At 68.1% G+C, this 21,464-nt stretch carries 16 protein-coding genes; all 16 read left to right on the forward strand.

Annotation, left to right across the window (positions count from 1 at the left end; translation table 11 throughout):
- Positions 1–6: 6 nt before the first annotated feature.
- Positions 7–3,906, forward strand: coding sequence for a DNA-directed RNA polymerase subunit beta' (locus ACWGDB_RS19255; protein ID WP_427840383.1), 3,900 nt, complete (start codon positions 7–9; stop codon positions 3,904–3,906).
- Between the two features lie 305 nt (positions 3,907–4,211).
- Positions 4,212–4,676 (forward strand): DUF1707 and DUF4190 domain-containing protein, encoded by a 465-nt coding sequence (locus tag ACWGDB_RS19260; protein WP_453823515.1) that lies wholly within the window; start codon positions 4,212–4,214, stop codon positions 4,674–4,676.
- A gap of 352 nt (positions 4,677–5,028) precedes the next feature.
- Positions 5,029–5,400, forward strand: a complete 372-nt coding sequence (gene rpsL / locus ACWGDB_RS19265) for a 30S ribosomal protein S12 (protein WP_003948652.1) — start codon at positions 5,029–5,031, stop codon at positions 5,398–5,400.
- Between the two features lie 2 nt (positions 5,401–5,402).
- Positions 5,403–5,873 carry a 30S ribosomal protein S7 gene (gene rpsG / locus ACWGDB_RS19270; protein WP_003992340.1) on the forward strand — a complete coding sequence of 157 codons (471 nt, stop codon included), beginning with the start codon at positions 5,403–5,405 and terminating at the stop codon, positions 5,871–5,873.
- Positions 5,874–5,912: 39 nt separating this feature from the next.
- Positions 5,913–8,039, forward strand: coding sequence for an elongation factor G (fusA, locus tag ACWGDB_RS19275; protein WP_190073629.1), 2,127 nt, complete (start codon positions 5,913–5,915; stop codon positions 8,037–8,039).
- Positions 8,040–8,193: 154 nt separating this feature from the next.
- Entirely contained in the window at positions 8,194–9,387 is a 1,194-nt protein-coding gene (gene tuf, locus ACWGDB_RS19280) for an elongation factor Tu (protein ID WP_030046358.1), read from the forward strand.
- A gap of 198 nt (positions 9,388–9,585) precedes the next feature.
- Positions 9,586–10,173: a putative colanic acid biosynthesis acetyltransferase gene (locus tag ACWGDB_RS19285; RefSeq protein WP_453823495.1), complete on the forward strand. Its 588-nt coding sequence runs from the start codon at positions 9,586–9,588 to the stop codon at positions 10,171–10,173.
- Positions 10,174–10,196: 23 nt separating this feature from the next.
- Positions 10,197–11,303 carry a glycosyltransferase gene (locus ACWGDB_RS19290; protein ID WP_453823496.1) on the forward strand — a complete coding sequence of 369 codons (1,107 nt, stop codon included), beginning with the start codon at positions 10,197–10,199 and terminating at the stop codon, positions 11,301–11,303.
- 75 nt (positions 11,304–11,378) lie between these two features.
- Positions 11,379–12,080, forward strand: coding sequence for a CDP-alcohol phosphatidyltransferase family protein (locus tag ACWGDB_RS19295; protein WP_453823497.1), 702 nt, complete (start codon positions 11,379–11,381; stop codon positions 12,078–12,080).
- 121 nt (positions 12,081–12,201) lie between these two features.
- On the forward strand, positions 12,202–13,182 hold the full coding sequence (locus tag ACWGDB_RS19300) for an NAD-dependent epimerase/dehydratase family protein (protein WP_453823498.1): 981 nt from the start codon (positions 12,202–12,204) through the stop codon (positions 13,180–13,182).
- A gap of 28 nt (positions 13,183–13,210) precedes the next feature.
- Complete coding sequence (locus tag ACWGDB_RS19305; RefSeq protein ID WP_453823499.1) at positions 13,211–14,410, forward strand: glycosyltransferase family 4 protein; 1,200 nt, start codon at positions 13,211–13,213, stop codon at positions 14,408–14,410.
- A gap of 153 nt (positions 14,411–14,563) precedes the next feature.
- The gene (locus ACWGDB_RS19310) at positions 14,564–15,994 is read left to right on the forward strand and encodes a hypothetical protein (protein WP_453823500.1); all 1,431 of its coding nucleotides are present in this window, start codon (positions 14,564–14,566) and stop codon (positions 15,992–15,994) included.
- On the forward strand, positions 15,991–17,598 hold the full coding sequence (locus ACWGDB_RS19315; RefSeq protein WP_453823501.1) for a hypothetical protein: 1,608 nt from the start codon (positions 15,991–15,993) through the stop codon (positions 17,596–17,598). The genes ACWGDB_RS19310 and ACWGDB_RS19315 overlap by 4 nt, the downstream gene beginning before the upstream one ends.
- The gene (locus tag ACWGDB_RS19320) at positions 17,595–19,151 is read left to right on the forward strand and encodes an oligosaccharide flippase family protein (RefSeq protein ID WP_453823502.1); all 1,557 of its coding nucleotides are present in this window, start codon (positions 17,595–17,597) and stop codon (positions 19,149–19,151) included. The genes ACWGDB_RS19315 and ACWGDB_RS19320 overlap by 4 nt, the downstream gene beginning before the upstream one ends.
- A 74-nt stretch (positions 19,152–19,225) precedes the next feature.
- The gene (locus ACWGDB_RS19325; RefSeq protein WP_453823503.1) at positions 19,226–20,788 is read left to right on the forward strand and encodes a fibronectin type III domain-containing protein; all 1,563 of its coding nucleotides are present in this window, start codon (positions 19,226–19,228) and stop codon (positions 20,786–20,788) included.
- A complete protein-coding gene (locus ACWGDB_RS19330) occupies positions 20,785–21,270 on the forward strand; it encodes an adenylyltransferase/cytidyltransferase family protein (RefSeq protein WP_453823504.1) in 486 nt (161 codons plus the stop codon). The genes ACWGDB_RS19325 and ACWGDB_RS19330 overlap by 4 nt, the downstream gene beginning before the upstream one ends.
- Positions 21,271–21,464: the final 194 nt, after the last annotated feature.

The raw sequence follows: 21,464 nt of genomic DNA on the forward strand, positions 1-21,464 counted from the left end.
CGCATAGTGCTCGACGTCAACTTCTTCGATGAGCTCCGGATCGGTCTGGCCACCGCTGACGACATCCGTCAGTGGAGCCACGGCGAGGTCAAGAAGCCCGAGACCATCAACTACCGCACCCTCAAGCCCGAAAAGGACGGACTCTTCTGCGAGAAGATCTTCGGTCCGACCCGGGACTGGGAGTGCTACTGCGGCAAGTACAAGCGTGTCCGCTTCAAGGGCATCATCTGTGAGCGCTGCGGCGTCGAGGTGACTCGCGCCAAGGTGCGCCGTGAGCGGATGGGCCACATCGAGCTGGCCGCGCCTGTCACCCACATCTGGTACTTCAAGGGTGTCCCGAGCCGGTTGGGCTACCTGCTCGACCTGGCTCCCAAGGACCTCGAGAAGGTCATCTACTTCGCGGCGTACATGATCACGTACGTCGACGAGGAGCGCCGCACCCGCGACCTGCCCTCCCTGGAGGCGCACGTCTCCGTGGAGCGTCAGCAGGTCGAGAACCGTCGCGACGCCGACCTGGAGGCCCGCGCCAAGAAGCTCGAGACCGACCTGGCCGAGCTGGAGGCCGAGGGCGCCAAGGCCGACGTGCGCCGCAAGGTGCGCGAGGGTGCCGAGCGCGAGATGAAGCAGCTGCGTGACCGTGCGCAGCGCGAGATCGACCGTCTCGACGAGGTGTGGACGCGGTTCAAGAACCTCAAGGTCCAGGACCTCGAGGGCGACGAGCTGCTCTACCGCGAGCTGCGTGACCGCTTCGGCACGTACTTCGACGGCTCGATGGGTGCCGCGGCGCTGCAGAAGCGCCTGGAGTCCTTCGACCTCGACGAGGAAGCCGAGAAGCTCCGCGAGATCATCCGTACCGGCAAGGGCCAGAAGAAGACCCGTGCGCTCAAGCGCCTGAAGGTCGTCTCCGCGTTCCTGCAGACCAGCAACAGCCCCAAGGGCATGGTGCTCGACTGCGTGCCGGTCATCCCGCCGGACCTTCGCCCGATGGTGCAGCTGGACGGTGGCCGCTTCGCGACCTCCGACCTGAACGACCTGTACCGCCGTGTGATCAACCGGAACAACCGACTGAAGCGCCTTCTCGACCTCGGTGCGCCCGAGATCATCGTGAACAACGAGAAGCGCATGCTCCAGGAGGCCGTCGACGCGCTGTTCGACAACGGTCGTCGTGGTCGCCCGGTCACCGGTCCCGGTAACCGTCCGCTGAAGTCCCTCAGCGACATGCTGAAGGGTAAGCAGGGTCGATTCCGTCAGAACCTGCTCGGTAAGCGTGTGGACTACTCCGCGCGTTCCGTGATCGTCGTCGGTCCGCAGCTGAAGCTGCACCAGTGCGGTCTGCCCAAGGCGATGGCGCTGGAGCTCTTCAAGCCGTTCGTGATGAAGCGCCTGGTCGACCTGAACCACGCGCAGAACATCAAGAGCGCCAAGCGCATGGTGGAGCGCGGCCGTACGGTCGTGTACGACGTCCTCGAAGAGGTCATCGCCGAGCACCCGGTTCTGCTGAACCGTGCTCCCACCCTGCACCGCCTCGGCATCCAGGCCTTCGAGCCGCAGCTGGTCGAGGGCAAGGCCATCCAGATCCACCCGCTCGTCTGCACCGCGTTCAACGCGGACTTCGACGGTGACCAGATGGCCGTGCACCTGCCGCTGTCCGCGGAGGCGCAGGCCGAGGCGCGCATCCTGATGCTGTCCTCGAACAACATCCTCAAGCCCGCCGACGGCCGTCCGGTGACGATGCCGACCCAGGACATGGTCCTCGGTCTGTTCTTCCTCACCACCGACAGCGAGATGCGGAACGTGAAGGGCGCGGACCGCGGCTTCTCGTCCGTGGCCGAGGCGATCATGGCCTTCGACGCCGGCGAGCTCTCGCTCCAGTCGAAGATCGACATCCGCTTCCCGGTGGGCACCATCCCGCCGCGTGGCTGGACGCCGCCCGCCCAGGAAGAGGGCGAGCCGGAGTGGCAGCAGGGTGACAGCTTCCGTCTGAAGACCACGCTCGGCCGTGCGCTCTTCAACGAGCTGCTGCCCGAGGACTACCCGTTCGTCGACTACGAGGTCGGCAAGAAGCAGCTCTCCGAGATCGTCAACGACCTCGCCGAGCGCTACCCGAAGGTCATCGTGGCGGCGACGCTCGACAACCTGAAGGCGTCCGGCTTCTACTGGGCCACCCGTTCCGGCGTCACCGTCGCCATCTCCGACGTCGTCGTTCCCGAGGCGAAGAAGGAGATCGTCAAGGGCTACGAGGCGCAGGACGAGAAGGTCCAGAAGCAGTACGAGCGCGGTCTGATCACCAAGGACGAGCGCACGCAGGAGCTCATCGCGATCTGGACCAAGGCGACCAACGAGGTTGCCGAGGCGATGAACGACAACTTCCCGAAGACCAACCCGATCTTCATGATGGTGAACTCGGGTGCACGAGGCAACATGATGCAGATGCGTCAGATTGCCGGTATGCGTGGTCTGGTGTCGAACGCGAAGAACGAGACGATCCCGCGTCCGATCAAGGCCTCGTTCCGTGAGGGCCTGTCCGTGCTGGAGTACTTCATCTCCACGCACGGTGCCCGTAAGGGTCTGGCGGACACCGCCCTTCGTACCGCCGACTCGGGTTACCTCACCCGTCGTCTGGTCGACGTCTCCCAGGACGTCATCATTCGCGAGGAGGACTGCGGCACGGAGCGTGGCCTCAAGCTGGCCATCGCCGAGCGCGGCGCGGACGGCGTGCTGCGCAAGGCGGACAACGCCGAGACCAGCGTGTACGCGCGCTGCCTCGCCGAGGACATCGTCGTCGACGGCAAGGTGCTCGCCCCCGCGGGCGTCGACCTCGGTGACGTCCTCATCGACCAGCTGGTCAAGGCCGGCATCGAGGAGGTCAAGACCCGCTCGGTCCTGACCTGTGAGTCCGCCGTCGGCACCTGCGCCATGTGCTACGGCCGCTCGCTCGCCACCGGCAAGCTGGTCGACATCGGTGAGGCGGTCGGCATCATCGCCGCCCAGTCCATCGGTGAGCCCGGTACCCAGCTGACGATGCGTACCTTCCACACCGGTGGTGTGGCCGGTGACGACATCACCCAGGGTCTGCCGCGTGTCGTCGAGCTCTTCGAGGCCCGTACCCCGAAGGGTGTCGCCCCGATCTCCGAGGCCACCGGCCGCGTCCGGATCGAGGAGACCGAGAAGACCAAGAAGCTCGTCGTCACCCCGGACGACGGCAGCGACGAGACGGCGTTCCCGATCTCGAAGCGTGCCCGACTCCTGGTCAGCGAGGGCGAGCACGTCGAGGTGGGCCAGAAGCTCACCGTGGGTGCCACCAACCCGCACGACGTGCTGCGCATCCTGGGTCAGCGTGCCGTCCAGGTCCACCTGGTCGGCGAGGTCCAGAAGGTCTACAACTCGCAGGGTGTGTCGATCCACGACAAGCACATCGAGATCATCATCCGGCAGATGCTGCGCCGCGTGACGATCATCGAGTCCGGCGACGCCGAGCTGCTGCCCGGCGAGCTGGTCGAGCGGTCGAAGTTCGAGACCGAGAACCGTCGTGTGGTCCAGGAGGGCGGTCACCCGGCCTCCGGTCGTCCGCAGCTGATGGGTATCACCAAGGCCTCGCTGGCGACGGAATCCTGGCTGTCGGCCGCCTCCTTCCAGGAGACGACCCGAGTTCTGACGGACGCGGCGATCAACGCCAAGTCCGACAGCCTCATCGGCCTCAAGGAGAACGTCATCATCGGTAAGCTCATCCCGGCCGGTACGGGTCTGTCCCGCTACCGCAACATCCGGGTCGAGCCGACCGAGGAGGCCAAGGCCGCGATGTACTCGGCCGTCGGCTACGACGACATCGACTACTCGCCGTTCGGCACCGGCTCCGGCCAGGCCGTTCCGCTGGAGGACTACGACTACGGTCCGTACAACCAGTAAGCGAGCAGCCTGAGTCAGGCACAGTCGAGGGCGGTCACCTTCCGGGGTGGCCGCCCTTCGGCGTGTGTGGCTTGTTTCCGGGCCGTCTCGGCAGTCTCCGGGTTTTCTCCGGGCAGACCCCGATGCCCTCGCTGCCGGTTCGGCGCATCATGGAGGGACTCCGACCACAACGGGGGAGGTGCTCCATGACGCATCCGTCGTGGCAGCCGGGGCAGCCGTGGCAGCCATGGAAGGGCAGCAGCGCGCCGCAGCCGTGGTCCGGCGCCGGTGCCCCGCAGCCATGGACGGGCCCGAGCGCGCCGTCGATGCTCGCCTCGCACGCCGACCGTGAGCGCGCCGTGGACGTGCTCAGAGCCGGCTACGGCGAGGGGCGGCTGGAGCAGCCCGAGTTCGAGCAGCGGGTCTCGCGGGCCTACACGGCCCGTACGGTGGGGGAGCTGGCCCTGCTCGTCGCCGACCTGCCCCAGGGCCCCATGCCGCACCCGGCGCCCGTGATGCCCGTACCACCGACGTTCCTGGCGACGCCCCGGCCGCCGACGAACGGCAAGGCTGTCGGTTCGGCGGTCTGCGGGGTGCTGTGCCTCGTGAGCTTCGGCCTGACCGGCATTCCGGCCGTCGCCCTGGGGCACGCCGCACGCGCCGAGATCCGCCGAACCGGCGAGGGCGGCGACGCGCTCGCCCTCACCGGCCTGGTGCTGGGGTGGCTGTCGACCGCGGCCTGGGCGGCCATGCTGACGCTGATGATCGTCGCTGCCGCCGTGTCCGCATGACGGCTGAGGGCGCTCGTCCCGTCGATCCTGTGATGTGGCGCTGACATGCCAGGATCGCCGATTCGAAGATCAAACACGGCGTACGGTCTTGACATCGGCCGTATGGCGATGCGGGCGAGGCCCATTTGTTTTGACCGCAGCGAATGAGGTAGGTACGCTCAGACCTTGTGCCTGGGGTGTGCCCTGGCTCTCGTGCGTGCCTTCACCCGCATCGCGAGCTGTGAGCGGCCACCGTAATCTGTGCTGTTTTCGCCTTGCGGCGGGAGTCCGCCGGATTCGACACACCCGACCGCGTGGGTCGGCGACGTTCCAGGTTAGCTTCACCATTCGGCACACAGAAACCGGAGAAGTAGTGCCTACGATCCAGCAGCTGGTCCGTAAGGGCCGGCAGGACAAGGTCGAGAAGAACAAGACGCCCGCACTTGAGGGTTCCCCTCAGCGTCGTGGCGTCTGCACGCGTGTGTTCACGACCACCCCGAAGAAGCCGAACTCGGCCCTGCGTAAGGTCGCGCGTGTGCGTCTGACCAGCGGGATCGAGGTCACCGCTTACATTCCGGGTGAGGGACACAACCTGCAGGAGCACTCCATCGTGCTCGTGCGCGGCGGCCGTGTGAAGGACCTGCCGGGTGTTCGCTACAAGATCATCCGTGGCTCCCTCGACACCCAGGGTGTCAAGAACCGCAAGCAGGCCCGTTCCCGCTACGGCGCCAAGAAGGAGAAGTAGAAATGCCTCGTAAGGGCCCCGCCCCGAAGCGCCCGGTCATCATCGACCCGGTCTACGGTTCTCCTCTGGTGACGTCGCTCATCAACAAGGTGCTGCTGAACGGCAAGCGCTCCACCGCCGAGCGCATCGTCTACGGCGCCATGGAAGGTCTGCGTGAGAAGACGGGCAACGACCCGATCATCACGCTGAAGCGCGCGCTGGAGAACATCAAGCCGACCCTCGAGGTCAAGTCCCGCCGTGTCGGTGGTGCGACGTACCAGGTTCCGATCGAGGTCAAGCCCGGTCGTGCCAACACGCTCGCGCTGCGCTGGCTCGTCGGCTACTCCCGCGCCCGTCGCGAGAAGACCATGACCGAGCGTCTGCTCAACGAGCTTCTCGACGCTTCGAACGGCCTCGGTGCGGCCGTCAAGAAGCGCGAGGACACGCACAAGATGGCCGAGTCCAACAAGGCCTTCGCGCACTACCGCTGGTAGTCGCTACCCACATCGAGACCGAGAGAAGACTGAAGCCTTATGGCTACCACTTCACTTGACCTGGCCAAGGTCCGCAACATTGGGATCATGGCCCACATCGACGCGGGCAAGACGACCACCACCGAGCGGATCCTGTTCTACACCGGTGTGTCTTACAAGATCGGTGAGGTCCACGACGGCGCTGCCACCATGGACTGGATGGAGCAGGAGCAGGAGCGTGGCATCACGATCACGTCTGCTGCGACCACCTGTCACTGGCCGCTCGAGGACAACGACTACACCATCAACATCATCGACACCCCGGGGCACGTCGACTTCACCGTTGAGGTGGAGCGCTCCCTGCGTGTGCTCGACGGTGCCGTGACGGTGTTCGACGGTGTCGCCGGTGTCGAGCCGCAGTCCGAGACGGTGTGGCGTCAGGCCGACCGTTACGGCGTGCCCCGTATCTGCTTCGTCAACAAGCTGGACCGTACCGGCGCCGAGTTCCACCGCTGCGTGGACATGATCTCGGACCGCCTGGGCGCCCAGCCGCTCGTCATGCAGCTTCCGATCGGTGCCGAGGCCGACTTCAAGGGCGTTGTGGACCTGGTCCGCATGAAGGCGCTCGTGTGGTCCGCCGAGGCCGCCAAGGGCGAGATGTACGACGTCGTCGACATCCCGGCCACGCACACCGAGGCTGCCGAGGAGTACCGCGGCAAGCTGATCGAGGGCGTCGCCGAGAACGACGAAGAGATCATGGAGCTGTACCTGGAGGGCCAGGAGCCCACCGAGGAGCAGCTGTACGCCGCGATCCGTCGCATCACCATCGCGTCCGGCAAGTCCAGCGACACCACGGTCACCCCGGTGTTCTGTGGCACCGCGTTCAAGAACAAGGGCGTCCAGCCCCTGCTCGACGCGGTCGTGCGCTACCTGCCGACCCCGCTCGACGTCGAGGCCATCGAGGGCCACGACGTGAAGGACCCCGAGCTGGTCGTCAAGCGCAAGCCGTCCGACGACGAGCCGCTGTCCGCGCTGGCGTTCAAGATCATGAGCGACCCGCACCTCGGCAAGCTCACCTTCGTCCGGGTTTACTCGGGCCGCCTGGAGTCCGGCACCGCCGTGCTGAACTCCGTCAAGGGCAAGAAGGAGCGCATCGGCAAGATCTACCGCATGCACGCGAACAAGCGTGAGGAGATCGACTCGGTGGGCGCCGGCGACATCATCGCCGTCATGGGCCTGAAGCAGACCACCACCGGTGAGACGCTGTCCGACGACAAGAACCCGGTCATCCTGGAGTCCATGGACTTCCCGGCGCCGGTCATCCAGGTCGCCATCGAGCCCAAGTCCAAGGGCGACCAGGAGAAGCTGGGCGTCGCGATCCAGCGCCTGGCCGAGGAGGACCCGTCCTTCCAGGTCCACTCGGACGAGGAGACCGGCCAGACCATCATCGGTGGTATGGGCGAGCTGCACCTCGAGGTGCTGGTCGACCGTATGCGCCGTGAGTTCAAGGTCGAGGCCAACGTCGGCAAGCCGCAGGTCGCCTACCGCGAGACGATCCGCAAGGCCGTCGAGCGCGTCGACTACACGCACAAGAAGCAGACTGGTGGTACCGGCCAGTTCGCCAAGGTGCAGATCGCGATCGAGCCGATCGAGGGCGGCGACGCCTCGTACGAGTTCGTGAACAAGGTGACCGGTGGTCGTATCCCGAAGGAGTACATCCCTTCGGTCGACGCCGGTGCGCAGGAGGCCATGCAGTTCGGCATCCTCGCCGGTTACGAGATGACCGGCGTGCGCGTCACCCTCATCGACGGTGGCTACCACGAGGTCGACTCCTCGGAGCTCGCCTTCAAGATCGCCGGTTCGCAGGCCTTCAAGGAGGCCGCGCGCAAGGCCAGCCCCGTGCTCCTCGAGCCGATGATGGCCGTCGAGGTCACCACGCCCGAGGACTACATGGGCGAGGTCATCGGCGACATCAACTCCCGCCGTGGCCAGATCCAGGCCATGGAGGAGCGGGCGGGTGCTCGCGTCGTGAAGGGCCTCGTGCCCCTCTCGGAGATGTTCGGTTACGTCGGCGACCTGCGCAGCAAGACGTCCGGCCGTGCCAGCTACTCCATGCAGTTCGACTCCTACGCCGAGGTTCCGCGGAACGTCGCCGAGGAGATCATCGCGAAGGCCAAGGGCGAGTAACGCACCGCGTTCACACGCTTTAGGCTTGACTCCGGAGCCTTGAGGGGCAAACACCCGCAAACGCGGATGTTTGCCCCGAGGCCCGGGCTTTCCAGCAAAGATCACCTGGCGCCGATGAAGCAAGGCGTTCAGAACCACTCCACAGGAGGACCCCGTGGCGAAGGCGAAGTTCGAGCGGACTAAGCCCCACGTCAACATCGGCACCATCGGTCACATCGACCACGGTAAGACGACCCTTACGGCCGCCATTACCAAGGTGCTGCACGACGCGTACCCGGACCTGAACGAGGCCTCGGCCTTCGACCAGATCGACAAGGCTCCCGAGGAGCGCCAGCGCGGTATCACCATCTCCATCGCGCACGTCGAGTACCAGACCGAGACGCGTCACTACGCCCACGTCGACTGCCCCGGTCACGCGGACTACATCAAGAACATGATCACCGGTGCTGCCCAGATGGACGGCGCCATCCTCGTGGTCGCCGCCACCGACGGCCCGATGCCGCAGACCAAGGAGCACGTGCTCCTGGCCCGCCAGGTCGGCGTTCCGTACATCGTCGTCGCCCTGAACAAGGCCGACATGGTGGACGACGAGGAGATCCTGGAGCTCGTCGAGCTCGAGGTTCGTGAGCTGCTCTCCGAGTACGAGTTCCCGGGCGACGACCTGCCGGTCGTCAAGGTCTCGGCGCTCAAGGCCCTTGAGGGCGACAAGGAGTGGGGCAACACCGTCCTCGAGCTCATGAAGGCCGTGGACGAGAACATCCCGCAGCCCGAGCGTGACGTCGACAAGCCGTTCCTGATGCCGATCGAGGACGTCTTCACGATCACCGGTCGCGGTACGGTCGTCACCGGCCGTATCGAGCGTGGTGTCCTGAAGGTCAACGAGACCGTCGACATCGTGGGCATCAAGCAGGAGAAGACCACCACCACGGTCACCGGCATCGAGATGTTCCGCAAGCTGCTCGACGAGGGCCAGGCCGGTGAGAACGTCGGTCTGCTGCTCCGCGGCATCAAGCGCGAGGACGTCGAGCGCGGCCAGGTCATCATCAAGCCCGGTTCGGTCACGCCGCACACCGAGTTCGAGGCCCAGGCCTACATCCTGTCCAAGGACGAGGGTGGCCGCCACACGCCGTTCTTCAACAACTACCGTCCGCAGTTCTACTTCCGTACGACGGACGTGACCGGCGTTGTGACCCTCCCCGAGGGCACCGAGATGGTCATGCCGGGTGACAACACCGAGATGAAGGTGGAGCTCATCCAGCCCGTCGCCATGGAAGAGGGCCTGAAGTTCGCCATCCGTGAGGGTGGCCGGACGGTCGGCGCCGGCCAGGTCACCAAGATCAACAAGTAGTCTTGTTGGTTTGACCTGGTAGCTCCAGCGCGAGCTCCTGAAGGGGCCCGTACGACTTCTGTCGTACGGGCCTCTTTGCTGTGTGCGCCAGGCGGGTCGAGGCCGTCGGCAACACGCAAGTATGTGCTGGTTATTTGAAATGCGGTCATAGTAAATACACCTAAATACAGTTTCTCCCCATTCTGGGAAGGGTCCGCCATGTCAGAGACCGCTGCGCCGCCTGATTCGGGCACCCTCTCAGGCGGGCCCGACCACAGGGCCGCCGTCGAGCGTTCCCTGCGGGGTTTCACCGGGGCGGGCTACGACAAGGGGCGGCCCTGGCTGGTCCAGGCTGCGTGGTTCGCCGTACTGCATCTCGTGTTCCGCAAGTGGTGGTTCCCGGCCCGCTGGCGGCCGGCGGTGCTGCGGGTGTTCGGTGCGCGGATCGGGCGGCGGGTGCTGATCCGGCACGGTGTCCGGGTGCACTGGCCCTGGCGGCTGGCTGTCGGCGACGACGTATGGATCGGTGAGGGTGCCTGGTTGCTGAACCTGCAGCCGATCACCATCGGCAGCGATGTGTGTGTCTCGCAGGACGCGTTCCTGTGCACCGGAAGCCATCAACACCGCAGTCCCACCATGGAGTTCGACAACGGGCCGATCCGTCTGGAGCCCGGATCGTGGGTCGCGGCCCGGGCCGTCGTACTGCGCGGCGTGACCGTCGGCCGGGCCGCGGTGGTCGGTGCCTCGGCGGTCGCCCACCGGGACGTCGCTCCCGGTGACGTCATCACCCGTGGGGCAGCGGCATGAGGGTCGTCCATGTGGTGACGCTCGTGAGCGACGACGGAGCGTACGGCGGTCCCACGAGCGTGGCCGCCGGGCATCTCGAGGAGTGCGCCGCCCGTGGCCATGAGGTCACGCTGGTGTCGCTGTGGCGCGGCAGGTCCTCGGCGCCGAAACGGCTCGGCTCGGTGCCGCTGCGGACGCGTCCGGCGCGCTCGCTGCTCCCGGGGCGTTTCACCGGGCTCATGCATCCGCTGCTGGTCAGGGACCTGTGGGTGTCGATGGGCAGGGCCGACGTGGTTCATGTGCACGCGGGGCGCGACCTTGTCTCCCTCGCGGCGCTCGCCGTCGCCGCGCTGCGCCGCAAGAAGTTCTTCGCGCAGACGCATGGCATGGTGCAGCCCCGGCGCGCGGCCGTCGCCAGGCTCTTCGACCGCCTCTACGTGCCGCTGCTGCGGCGGGCGCAAGGCTGCCTGGTTCTCACCGAGCACGAGCGCAGGGCCGTCGCCGAGGTCATCGGTGCCGACGGTCCACCGCTGATGACCTTGCCCAACGGCGTGCGTCCCGAGCCCGGGGGAGCGGCGGAGCACCCGCGGTGCGAGCGGGAGGTGCTCTTCCTCGCCAGACTGCACCCGCGCAAGCGCCCCGAGGCGTTCGTCGAGATGGCGGCTCTGGTGCACCGGCGGATGCCCGAAGCCCGGTTCATCATTCACGGGGCGGACGAGGGCATGCTGCCGACGGTACGCCGGCTGATCGCCGCCCATGGGCTGCAGGGCACCGTCTCCTACGGCGGGGCGCTGCGGCACCCGGAGGCAGTACGGGCGTATGCGAGGGCGGCGGTCTACGTGCTGCCCAGCGTCGACGAACCGTTCCCGATGACCGTGATGGAGGCCCTCTCCGCGGGCACCCCCGTGGTGTGCACGGACAGCTGCGGCATCGCGGACGAGCTGGCTCGCCGGGGCGCGGCGATGGTCACCGACGGCAGTCCGGAACAGCTGGCCGACGCGGTGTGCGGTGTGCTGGCCGACGACGCGCAGCGGGACGCCCTCGTGGAGGCGGGGCATCGCGCCGTCCGGGAGGCGTTCTCGATTCATGCGGTGACGGATCGCCTGGAGGCGATCTATCGGGGCGTGTGTCACGCCCCCTCTCGGGATTAGCTCGCGCGCGGACGACTCCGAGAATTCGGTACGCGGTTGCTCCTCCCGTCGCCCGTTCACGCACGAGGTCAGGTAATGGAATTCTCCAGCACGCTGCAGCAGCTCTCGACGGTGCAGAAACCCGCCCAGGGGGTTTCCTTCTACACACGGTTCGTCAACCGGCCGGCCGGGAGACTGCTCGCGGCAGCGGCGTACCGTATCGGACTCTCGCCCAACCATGTGACGGCCGTCAGCGCGCTGGTCACCTTCGCAGCCGTTTTCGCGATTGCTCTCCGCCCGCCTTCCCATGTGTTGGGACAGTGCGTCGCACTCGCGCTGCTTCTCGGGTTCGCGCTCGATTCCGCGGACGGTCAGCTGGCCAGGCTGCACCGGTCGTCCAGCCTTTCCGGGGAGTGGCTGGACCATGTGGTGGACTGCGCGAAAATCCTGGGTATTCACGCGGCGGTGCTGATTTCCTTCTACCGCTTCTTCGACCTGGCGCAGCCCGCGCTGCTGCTCCCGGTCATCTTCCAGTTCGCCGCTGTCCTGCTGTTCTTCGGAGGGATTCTCACAGAACAGCTGAGAAGGCGAAGGGTGAAACCGCCCACCGGGCCGCCGGCCCCGGCTTCCGGTGTTCGTGGCATGGCCCTGTTGCCCGTGGATTACGGGCTGTGCTGCCTGATTTTCGTGTTCCTGGGGAGCCAGAAGCTGTTCCTCACGCTGTACGTTGCCCTGCTCGCGGCCCATGTCGTGCTGCTTCCGGCGTTTTTTGTCAAGTGGCTGCGGGAGCTCTCCTGATGCGAACTCGGACGGAGGTATCGGGCACCTTGTGATGCGGAAACGCGCGGCATATCACATGAAAAGGTGTAAACAGTGATAAGTCTGCCATTCGGATTCCGGCTTTCCAGGAGGAGCTGCCATGAGCAAGCAGGTGGATGTCGTTGTCGCGGGTGGCGGGGGATTCATCGGTGGTCATCTCGCGGCCGACCTTTTGTCCCGGGGTCTGACGGTGCGGTGTGTCGACATCAAGCCGCCGCACGAATGGCAGCAGGTGCATTCCGGCGCCGAGAACGTCGTCGCCGATCTGTCGGTCCTGGAAAGCGCCCGCGCCGCAGTCCGGAATGCCCGCCAGGTGTACATGCTGGCCGCCGACATGGGCGGCATGGGATTCATCGAGAACCACAAGGCCGCCTGCATGATGTCGGTGCTCACCAGCACCCACATGCTCAAGGCCGCGCATGAGGCCGGCGTGGAGCGCTATTTCTACTCCTCGTCCGCCTGTGTGTACGCCGCCGGCAAACAGAACGACCCGAAGGTCACCGCCCTCAAGGAGGAGGACGCCTACCCGGCGCAGCCCGAGGACGGCTACGGCTGGGAGAAGCTCTTCTCGGAGCGCATGTGCCGCCACTTCGAGGAGGACTACGGGTTCACCTGCCGTGTCGCGCGCTACCACAACGTGTACGGCCCGGCGGGCACCTGGACCGGAGGCCGCGAGAAGGCCCCGGCGGCCGTGTGCCGCAAGATCGCCGAGGCGGTCATCTCCGGTGAGCACCGGATCGACATCTGGGGCGACGGTCGCCAGACCCGCTCCTTCATGTACATCGACGACTGCCTGCACGGCACGCGGATGCTCATGAACGGCACCGGCAACGTCCCGGTCAACCTCGGCTCCTCCGAGCTGGTCACCATCAACCAACTGGTCGACATCGTCGAGGAGATCGCGGGCATCCGCTGCGAGCGCGCCTACCGGCTGGACGCGCCGCAGGGCGTACGGGGCCGCAACTCCGACAACGGCATGATCCGCGAACTGTACGGCTGGGAGCCGTCGATCCCGCTGGCGGACGGGCTCGAGAAGACCTACGCCTGGGTCTTCGACCAGGTCAAGCGCGCTCGTTCCTGATCCCTCGAACCGGCCGGGAGAGCAGTACATGAGGATCCTCGTCCACGACTACAGCGGGCACCCGTTCCAGGCCCAGCTCAGCCGTGAGCTGGCGTACCGCGGTCATGACGTCGTCCACTCGACCTGCTCGGCCTACGTCTCCGGAAAGGGCAACCTCGACGAGGACACCGTCGCCCGCCTCCGCTTCGTCACCATCGGCGACCGCGTCGTCCTGGACAAGGGTGCCTACGTCCGACGCCTCTTCAAGGAGACACGGCTGGGTCTGGAGCTGGCACGGCAGGTACGGCGCGAGCAGCCGGACGTGGCGATGCTGGCGAACCTGCCGGTCCCGACCCTGGTCGTGGCCGCGTCGGCACTGAAGGCACTGCGCATCCCATGGGTGCTGTGGCACCAGGACGTCACCGCGGTCGCGCTGAAGAGCTTCGCCGCCGCCGGGGTGTCGAGGCTGATGGGCGTCGCCGCCCGGGTCTTCGAGCAGGGCGAGAAGTGGTCGGCGCGACGAGCCTCGGCGATCGTCGTGATCGCCGACTCCTTCGTGCGGGTCCACCGGGAGTGGGGCACCGCGGACAAGGCGACCGTCATTCCCAACTGGGCGCCGCTGGACGAGATCCTCCCCGTGGCCCGCGGCAACGCGTGGTCGCAGGAGCACGGCCTCACCGGCGTCAGGACCCTTCTGTACTCGGGCACGATCGGCCTCAAGCACAACCCCGTCCTGCTGGTGCGGCTGGCCGAGACACTGCGCGAGCAGGGCGAACGGGTCCGCCTCGTCGTCGTCAACGACGGTCCGGCCGTCCCGGTCATCAAGCAGGCCGCCGCCGCCCGCGGTGTCGACCTGACCCTGTTGCCCTTCCAGCCCTACGAGCGGCTGCCCGAGGTGCTGGGCGCGGGCGATGTGCTGGTCGTGCTGCTGACGGCGGACGCGGGAGAGTTCTCGGTCCCCTCCAAGACGCTGTCCTACCTGTGCGCCGGACGCCCGGTGCTGGGCCTGATGCCGGCGGACAACCTGGCGGCGAAGCTGCTCCGGCAGGCCGGCTCGCCGGTGTTCGCCCCCGAGGAGTCCTCGCTGTCCGAGGCGGCCGCATGGGTCCGGGAGGTACTGAACGACCCGGCGCGGGCGGAGTCGCTGGGCAAGGAGAGCCGGGCGCTGGCCGAGCGGGAGTTCGCCCTGGAGGGGTGTGCTTCGCAATTCGAGGAAATTCTGCGGACGGCAAGCCGCGTCGGCCCGTGACTATGGTGCCTTCATATTAATTCACGTCATGTGAAACGCCCTGCCAAATGCGGGGGATCGGCCTGGCCTTTGGGCTATAAATCTACCGGTGTCGGTCCATTCCGTTTGCTCGCTCGATCGGGGGTGCAGGTGCGAGGCGGTGAACAGCGTTCCGTGGCAGCGGTGTGCTGCTGGACCTTCTTTTTCGTCGCCTTCCTGCCCGCGCTGATTCTCCAGGCCATCGACACACGATTCGGGACGGCACTCGCCGTGCAGTGCGTCGTGGCGGTGCATACCGGGGTCGGGCTGGCCCGGGTACTCACCGATACGTCGGTGCGCCTGGTCGCGTTCGGATTCTGGCTCTTCTCCTACGTATGGCTCGGTCTGGCGCCGCTCGCCATGCTCGCCACCGACACCTACCCGCTCGGCTACCGCAGCGATGAGACGACCGCTTTCGCCGCCGCCGTGCTGACGGAACTCGGTCTGCTCGCCTACACCGCGGGGGCGGCCCTGGCCGCCGGGCGCAAGGGCGGCAGGTCGGCCGTACTGGAACCGCTGCTGTCCCGCACGCTCTCGCCGCTGCCCGTGCTGCTGCTGTGCGGTCTGTCGCTGCTGCTCGCGGCCGTGCTGATCCCCGGGCAGGAAGGCGGCCTGCGGGCCTACTTCACCAGCAGACAGGCTCTGTGGCAGTCGGACACCCAGTCGGACACCGCGCACGCGCTGCGCGTCTGGTGCCTCGCCGTCCCGGCCTTCTGGTCCCTGGTGGCCCTGGTCCACCTGCCCCGCCGGGCCAACGGCGACCGGCTGCTGCGGACGGTCCGTCGGATGCTGCTCCCGGCCCTGCTCGCGCTCAACGTGATCGTCAACAACCCCATCAGCAGGCCGCGTTTCTGGGCCGGGACCGTCCTTCTGGTGCTGCTTTTCTCATGGCACCGGTTCAACACCCCACGGGCCTTTCGCGGTATCGCCATGGCCATCACGGCCGTGGTGCTGTTCGCTTTCCCGTACAGCGACTACTTCCGTTACGACGAACGGGAAGCGCTGCAAGTCGTGGGACTCGCGGAGCAGTTCAGCACCACCATGGACTACGACGCATTTCAGCAAATGCAGACCGGCATCGACTATGTGCAGGAAAACGGCTTCTCGCCGTCGGCCCTGCTCGGCGTCGTCCTGGTCGTGATCCCTCGCACCATGTGGCCCGGAAAACCACAGGCCACCGGTATCGAATTCGCCGAGTACGCGGGCTACGACTTCCACAACCTCTCCGCGCCGCTGTGGATCGAGAGTTACCTGTGGGGCGGTCCGCTGTGCGTCGTCGCGGTCTTCTGCGTGCTGGGAGCGGCCGGACGGCGGGTGGACGACATCAGGGCACGGCTGCGGGACCGGCAGCGCACCCTGGCGGTTCTGCTGGTCCCCGCCTTCGCCTTCTACCAGTTGATCTTCCTGCGCGGCAGCCTCATGGCGATCATCGCGCCCCTCGCGCTGCTCCTGATCGTTCCGCTCTTCCTCACCCGGGCCGCCGGGCCCTCCCGGCTCCCGGCCCCGGTGCGGCCACCCGCCACCGCGGGCCACGCACTCATCCCCGGCCACAGGAGGCACCCGTGACCAGCCCCGCCGGTTTCGACGATCGGTACGACGACCCCGACGAGCTGCGCGACCAGGTGCGCCTGCTGCTGAGGTACCGCGCGACCATCGTGCTGGGCGTGGTCCTGGGGCTGCTCGGCGGACTGCTGTTGGTCCTGCTGCGCGCGGGCAGTTACACCGCCACCGGCGAGGTGCTCGTACGCCCCAGGTCCGACCCCTTCAGCACGATCGGCGTGGGCGCGGACAGCCAGGTGAGCATGGGCACGGAGCGGCAGATCGCGCTCAGCGCGACCGTCGCGGCCCGGGCGGCGAAGGAACTGCGGCACAGGCCGGGCGCCGACGCGCTGCTGGCGGACCTGCGCGTGACGGACCTCCCGGACACCCAGGTCCTGCGGTTCGAGTACACGGCGGGCACCGCGCAGCGTGCGGCTCGCGTCACCAACGCGTTCGCCCAGGCCTATCTCGCCGATCGCCAGGACCGCTCCGAGGCCATGGCTGCCCGGATGGCCGCCGGACTGGAGCGGCAGATCGCCGAGCTGACCGAGCGGCTCGCCACGAAGAAGGGCGACCCGCCCGTCGCCGGCGCCGCGGGGATGCGGGAGCAGGTCGGCATCCTGCGCAAGAAGATCTCGGACGTCAGGACCTACGACCCCTTCGCCGGCGACATCGTCCGCAGAGCCGAGCCGCCGGCGCGGCCCGCGGGCCCCGGTCCGGGCTGGCTCATCGGGGCCGGCCTGCTCGGCGGTCTCATCCTCGGGGTCGTGCTCGCCTGGCTGCGATCCGCCCTGGAGCCGCGGGCCCGCTCGGCCGCCGAGGTCCAGGAGGCGCTGCACGCTCCCGTGCTGGGCATCCTCCCGGCCCCCGGCGCCGGGGGGGACCTGCTGGAGGTCGGCCGGGCGGACGGCAGCCGCGCGGAGGCGTACCGCGCCCTGGGCCTGCGGCTGCGGGACAGTGACGGCCGTACGTCCCTGGGCAGGCTCATGATCGTGGCGCCGAGGCAGCAGCGAGGTGCCGAGGCCGTCGCCGTGAATCTCGCCGCCGCCCTCGCCGAGTCCGGTGACGACGTACGACTGGTGGACGCCACCGCGCACACTCCTGGCCTGTGGGCCCGTCTGCCCCTGTCGGCCGGCGACCCCACGTCGGACGACGTACCCGAGGGCGCAGTGGTCGTCGACGCGGGCACGGCCGGGCGGTTCACGCTCTGCCCCCACAGCCGCGGCACCACCGGCGACGACGGGCCGGCGGTCCCGGCGGCGCGTGCCGTGCCGGATGCCGATTCCGGCGGGTCGACGCTCTTCCTGAGCCCGCCCCTGCTGGAACACGGCGACGGCCTGGTGCTCGCCCCGTGCGTGGACGGCGTTCTCGTGGTGGGCGCGCTGGACGACCTCAGGCGCGACGACCTCAAGCGCGTTCACGAGCTGGTCAGCTGCCTGGGCGGTCATCTCGTGGGCGCGGCGCTCCACGACGGCACCCGGTCCGGCTTGCTCCGCCGGGTCCTGGACAGCGACCCGCTGCGCCGGCTGCGGGAGCGGAACGCGTCCACGCCACCGTCCGCCCCGGCCGACGGCGCCACGGCGAAGCCGACCGCGCCCCTGCGGGACGACACGCTCACCACCTCCCGGTGAGCACCTCCGGCACGACTGCCCCGGCCACCGGCGGGTCGACCGTCCGGTCCGGGGTCGCCGCCACCGCACGCGGTGGATGGTGGGGTTTCCTGGGCTCGACGGTCAACGCGGTCTTCGGCTACGTCCTGGTCGCCCTGGTCACCCGCGGGCTCGGGGCCTACGGGGCGGGCGCGGTGTTCACCTGCGTCGCGGCCTTCACCATCCTGTGCCACGCCTGCAAGCTCGGCGCCGACACCGGGCTGGTGCGCTTCGTCCCCGGTGACCTGGCCATCACCGGGGGCCGCAAGGTGGGCGCACTGCTGCGCAGCGCGGTCGTGCCCGGAGCCCTGGCGAGCACCACCGCCGCCGCACTGCTGTTCCTGTCGCCCGGGGCGGCCACCGCGCTGCTGCCGAGTCTCGCCCCGGGCGACGCGGTGACCCTGGTCCGGCTGTTCGCCGTGTTCCTCCCCCTGGCCACGGTCACCCTGATCCTGCTGGGCGCCACCCAGGGCCACGGCACCGTGATCCCGTACGTCGGCGTCGAGCAGATCGGGAAGCCGGTCCTGCGCGTACTGATCGCCGTACCGGTCCTGCTGCTGGCCCCGGGCGTGCTGAGCCTGGCCGCCGCCTGGCTCGTGCCCTCGCTGGCCGGTTTCCTCATCGCCGGTCTCGCCCTGCGCAGGTGCCGCCGCCGGAGTACAGGGCATGTCCCCGTACGGCAGACCGTCGTACGGGAGACCGCCACCCGGCGCGGGTTCTGGGCGTTCGCCGCGCCCCGGGCCGTCTCGTCCGTCTTCGACATCAGCGCGGTCTGGCTGGGCGTCGTCCTGCTGTCCTCCCTGGCGACGAGCGAAGAGGCGGGCATCTACACCGCCGTCGGCCGCGTGGTCATCGCGGCAACGCTGCTCCAGCTGGCCATCCGGCTGGCCGTCGCACCCGAGATCAGCCGTCTTCTCGCCCTGGGCGACCTCGCGCAGGCCTCCCATCTGCACCGCGTCTCGACGCGCTGGATCGTGCTGTTCTCCTGGCCGCTGCTGGCCCTGCTCACGAGTTTCCCGGGCACCGTTCTGTCGCTGTTCGGACCCGAGTTCGATCAGGGGGCGGGCGCGCTGGTGCTGCTCTGTCTCGCCTCGGCGGTCAACGTCGGGGTGGGAAACGCCCAGACGGTGCTGCTCATGGCGGGCAAGAGCACCTGGCATCTGGCGGTCACCGGCGTCGCGTTCGCGGTGCAGCTGACGGTTGGGTTCCTCGCCATTCCCCGTCTCGGCGTCCTCGGCGCGGCCCTGTCCTGGGGGGCGGCGGCCGTCGTGGAGAACGTCGTCGCGGCCGTGCTGGTGCGGCGGCACCCCGGCTTCACCTTCATCGACGGCGGATACCTGCTGGCGACTGCCGTCGCCCTGTGCCTCACCGCGCCGGTTGTCGTCACCGCGCGGCTGCTGGCAGGTGACACGGCCGTCGGACTTGCCGTCGCAATCACCGTAGGATTGTGCGCATTTGGTATAGGTTTGTGGCGATTTAGTACACCTTTGGGAGTGCGTGAACTCGCCGGTGTGCTGCGCGAACGCACCCCATGAGGCCGTCTCGGGACCGAGACCGCCGCTCCATCTCCCCTTCTTCCACCCGTCCTTGCTGCAACCCGGGATGTTCCATGCGCCTGAGAAAAAGCACGAAGCGGGGAGCCACCGCGGCTTCGGTCGCGGCCCTCCTCGCGGCTGCCTCGCTCATCACCGCTTCGGCCTCGGTGGCCGACAGCGCCGAAAAGACCCTGACCGCCGACCCCTTGGCGACCTGGCAGACCGACGGCATCGTCTGGTCGATCGAGTACGCACGCGGCGTCGTGTACGTCGGCGGGACCTTCAACAAGGTCCGGCCTCCGGGCGCCAAGCCCGGCCAGAGGGAGGTCGCACGCAAGAACTTCGCGGCCTTCGACGCCGTCACCGGCAGACTGCTGTCGTGCGCCCACCGCTTCACCGGCGCCGGAAACACCGTACGGGCGCTCAAGGCGACCGCGGACGGCAAGACGCTCTACGTCGGCGGCTCGTTCGCCAACGCGGGCAGGGCCAGGGCGTCCCATGCGGTCGCGCTCAACACGGCCGGCTGCTCGCTGCGCAAGGACTTCCGCCCGCGCCTGTCGTCGACCGTGCGGGCCATCGACGTCACGAAGAGCGCGGTCTATCTCGGAGGCGACTTCACGGCCGTCAACGGCCGGGAGAGGGAGCGCATCGCGGCGTTCACCCGCCGAGGCGCGCTGCTGCCGTTCAAGGCGGAGATCGAGGCTCCGGTACGCGCCATCAGCGCCGCGCCCGAGTACGGCAAGATCATCGTCGGAGGCGACTTCCAGTTGGTCAACGAGGACCTGGAGGCCTCGCTGGTCGCCCTGCACCCCCGCACGGGGAAGACGGTGGCCCAGTACACGGACTGGCTGCCGGCCCGGTCGGTCGTGAAGGCGCTGGTCCGCGACAAGACGAAGTTCTATGTGGCGGCCGAGGGTAGCGGTACGGGCATTTTCGACGGCCGTATCGCCGCCAGCCTCCGCACCGGCAAGCTGGTGTGGCGTGACACCTGCCTGGGCGCCACCCAGGCGCTCGCCCTGCACAACGGCGTTCTCTACAGCGGGTCCCACGCCCACAACTGCAGTGCCACCCCGGGCGGTTTCCCGGAGCACCACAACCGCCAGCACTTCCTGGCCCAGTCGACCCGCAACCGCCACATCCTGCACTGGTTCCCCGACACGAACGAGGGGATCGGCGAGCAGAACGGTCCCCGGGCCATGGCGATGGCCGGCGGCATCCTGTGGGCGGGCGGCGAGTTCACCACCGTCAACAACCGTCCGCAGCAGAGCCTGACGCGATTCGGGGCCGGTCCCGACCGGGGAACTCCGGAGAACCCGCCCAGGCTCACGGCCTCGGTCCGCAGCGCCGGCCGGGTCACGCTCACCTGGCGTGCCGCATGGGACCGGGACGACGCGGAGCTGAAGTACCTCATCCACCGGGACGGCCGGCTCGTGGCCACGCGGACGGGCCGGTCCCAGGAGTGGAACCGCCCCACGATGAAGTACACGGACACCGTCACGCCCGGTTCGCGCCACCGGTACACGATCGCCGTCACCGACGGCCGGAACACCGCGCTCGGATCGCAGGCGCTCACGGTCACGGCGGTCGCCGACAACACCACGAAGGCCACGAAGGCTTCGAAGGAAAGGCGTCGATGAGGGCACGTCGCGGCTACGCGCCAGGGGTCTTCGACCTCTTCCACGTGGGCCATCTGAATGTCCTGCGCCGGGCCCGCGGGCACTGCGACCGGCTCGTCGCCGGCGTGTGCTCGGACGACCTCGTGGTGCGCCTGAAGGGCAGGCCGCCCGTGGTACCGCTCGCCGAGCGACTGCAGATCGTCCGCAGTGTGCGCTACGTGGACGAGACCTTCGTCGCGACGGTGGACGACAAGATGGGGATCTGGAAGGAAGTCGGTTTCGACGTCATCTTCAAGGGTGACGACTGGCTCGGCACGGACGTCTGGACGAGGCTCGAAACCGAATTCGCGAGCGTGGGGGTGGAGGTCGTCTACTTCCCCTACACCGAGCAGACCTCAAGCACGCTGCTCCGGGATGCGCTCCACCTGCTCGCCCCGCAGAAGCCTTCCGAGCCGCTGACGGGTCAGCTCGCCGGACCCCGTCCGGGGGGAGCGGAGAGCTGACGCGGACGCGGGTGGTCCGATGCTGGTGTGACTGACGGGTCCGCTGCGGTTGCGGGCCCGTCAGCCCGTCTCTCCGCCACCGCATCCGCCACCGCATCAGCCGCCGCGCACCCCGCCGGTCCCGGGCCCCGGCGGCCCGGGTTTGACCTACGTCACCCTCGGGGTATTCTCTCCGGCTCGATTGGCCAGTCCCC

Source organism: Streptomyces sp. NPDC055013 (assembly GCF_053608645.1).